Genomic DNA, 2,456 nt, shown 5'->3' with positions numbered 1-2,456 from the left:
AGATTTAGTTGAAGAACCGACCCTTAAACCCCTTCCCCCCTAGTGGGAAAGGGAAACCGAAAAACATACGGTAACGGGCAAGAAAATCAGACGGCTGGCGGTGCGGGGTGCTGCTGGCTCAGGCAGTGGACGGAGCCGAGTCCCCAGACCAGGTCGGTCGAGGGGACGCCGACAACGACGCGTCCAGGTAAAAGGCGGGACAGAGTCGCGGAAGCGATCGCGTCGGTTGGACTGTCGAAGGTCGGCATCAGGACTGCGCGATTCGCTATATAGAAGTTCGCGTACGAGGCTGGCAGGCGGGTGTCCTCGTGGATGACGGCGGGAGGCATTGGGAGAGTTTCGATTTTGAAGGGGCGGCCGTCGTGATCGCGCATCGCGCGCAGACGGGCGAGGTTGTCGCGCAGGACGGCGTAGTTCACGTCGGCGGGGTCGTCCTCGACGACGGTGACGATAGTGCCGGGGGCGACGAAGCGCGCGAGGTCGTCGATGTGTCCGTCGGTGTCGTCGCCGGCGATTCCGTCGCCGAGCCAGAGCACGTTGGTCACGCCGAGATAGGTGCGGAGGTAATCCTCGATATCGGCGCGGGAGAGCGCGGGATTGCGATTGGGGTTGAGCAGGCAAGACTCGGTGGTGAGAACGGAGCCGCCGCCGTTGACGTCGATCGAACCGCCTTCGAGCACGATGCCCGGCTCGATCACTTCGAAGCCGTAGCGATGCCCGAGCTTTTGCGGGACGACGTCGTCGAGATCGAAGGCGCCGTACTTTTCGCCCCACGAGTTGAAGCGCCAGTCGAGCGCGATCTGAGCTGGGCCGGCGGACGCATCGGCGCTCGCGACACGGTTAACGAAAATCGGGCCGTGATCGCGCACCCACGCATCGTTAGTGGGCAGATGAAAAATATCGACCGGCAGCAGCGGGCCGGGCGCTTCCTTTTCGGTGCGGCGGGCAGCGTCGAGAATCATCGCGCGGACTGGCTCGATTTGTTTTTCATCGGTAACTGCAAGACGGACGGGTTCGAAGCGCGCGATCTTTGCGACCATGGCAGCGTAGATCGGAGGGATGACGTCGAACTTGCCGGGCCAGGTGTCGAGATTGTGCGGCCATGCGAGGTAGCACGCGAGATGCGACTCCCACTCCGCGGGCATCCGGTAGCCGGCGAGAAGGCGGCGATGGTCAGGTGAAATATTGCTCACCAGAAGCCATCAACCAATCGTGCAACTGATTGCTTGCCGGCGGCTACCCTGGCGGCTGATTCGGCATCGTCCTGAAACACGTTGTCCACGACCACGCTGCGAACCTCACGCACTCCTATCATACGAAGCCAGAAATCAATGTAAGGCGCCTGGTGATCAAACGACGGCGGTATCGGAGTATTTTCGCGATAAACAGATCCCCGCGCATAGACGACGAGTGCTTTGGGAACGTCGAGGAGTGGCCCATATTCCTTGCCGTCATAGGTGAACAGGTAATTGCGCTGAGCGGTCAGATCGATCAAATGTTTGAGCTTGTACGGGATTGAGAAGTTCCACATGGGCAGGCCCAGGACAATTCGGTTCGCTCGTTGGAAGCGACCGATCAATTCCAGGATGCGGTTCCATGTACGCGTTTCTGCGTCTGTCATTGGCTGGTGATTGATGGCCTTGTACTTCGCCCCGATGGATGCGGTATCGAACTCCGGTAGGTTTTCATTCCAGACATTCAGGACGTCCTCATCAATCGCGGGGAAGACTTTCCTTGACGCCGAAAGAAAGGCGCTTGTTAGCGCGATAGATTTCGATTTGTCACCTCGCGGCGATGACTGAATATGTAGAACGTTCATTGTGAATCCATCCAAAACGAATGTGGAATACGGCTACGAGCGGTAGCGGCGCGTGAGATCGGCGTAAGCGTCGATGCGGCGGTCGCGCAGGAACGGCCAGTTGCGGCGGACTTGCTCAATTTTCGCGAGGTCGCATTCGGCGACCAGCGTTTCCTCGGCGGTCGCGCTGGCGCGGGCAATCACTTCGCCGAATGGATCGACGACGAATGAATCGCCCCAGAACTCGAGCTCGCCTTCGACGCCGACGCGATTGACCGCCGCGACGAACACGCCGTTGGCTATTGCGTGACTACGCTGGATGGTCTCCCACGCATTCACCTGCTTGGGGCGGACTTTTTCGGGCTCGCCATGCCACCATCCGATGGCCGTCGGATAGAAGAGAATCTGCGCACCAGCCATCGCGGTGAGCCGCGCCGCTTCGGGAAACCATTGATCCCAGCATACGAGCACGCCGACCGAGCCGCGCGAAGTGGGATGCGCGACGAAGTCGAGATCGCCGGGGGTGAAGTAGAATTTTTCGTAGTAGCGGGGATCGTCGGGGATGTGCATCTTGCGGTAGCGTCCGACGATTTTGCCGGCCTCGTCGATGACGGCCGCAGTATTGTGATAGACGCCGGCGGCGCGCCGCTCGAAGATC

3 protein-coding genes are annotated in these 2,456 nt (G+C 60.2%); all 3 read right to left on the bottom strand.

Annotation, left to right across the window (positions count from 1 at the left end; genetic code table 11):
• Positions 1-86: 86 nt before the first annotated feature.
• The gene (locus VIW95_RS03900) at positions 87-1,193 is read right to left on the bottom strand and encodes an agmatine deiminase family protein (protein ID WP_331584105.1); all 1,107 of its coding nucleotides are present in this window, start codon (positions 1,191-1,193) and stop codon (positions 87-89) included.
• The gene (locus VIW95_RS03895; protein WP_331584104.1) at positions 1,190-1,819 is read right to left on the bottom strand and encodes an FMN-dependent NADH-azoreductase; all 630 of its coding nucleotides are present in this window, start codon (positions 1,817-1,819) and stop codon (positions 1,190-1,192) included. Before VIW95_RS03895 ends, VIW95_RS03900 begins: the two co-directional genes overlap by 4 nt.
• Before the next feature lie 33 nt (positions 1,820-1,852).
• Positions 1,853-2,456, bottom strand: a 604-nt coding sequence (locus VIW95_RS03890; RefSeq protein ID WP_331584103.1) for a nitrilase-related carbon-nitrogen hydrolase, incomplete at its 5' end; no start/stop codon positions are given.

This window comes from Binatus sp. (SeqCode) (genome assembly GCF_036522015.1).
Classification (GTDB): Bacteria; Desulfobacterota; Binatia; order Binatales; family Binataceae; genus Binatus.
This window is presented reverse-complemented; position numbering and strand designations above follow the sequence as displayed.

Bases quoted from the DNA above. Each gene is read 5' to 3' on its own strand.
- VIW95_RS03895 (WP_331584104.1), bottom strand. From the start codon at position 1,819: ATGAACGTTCTACATATTCAGTCATCGCCGCGAGGTGACAAATCGAAA.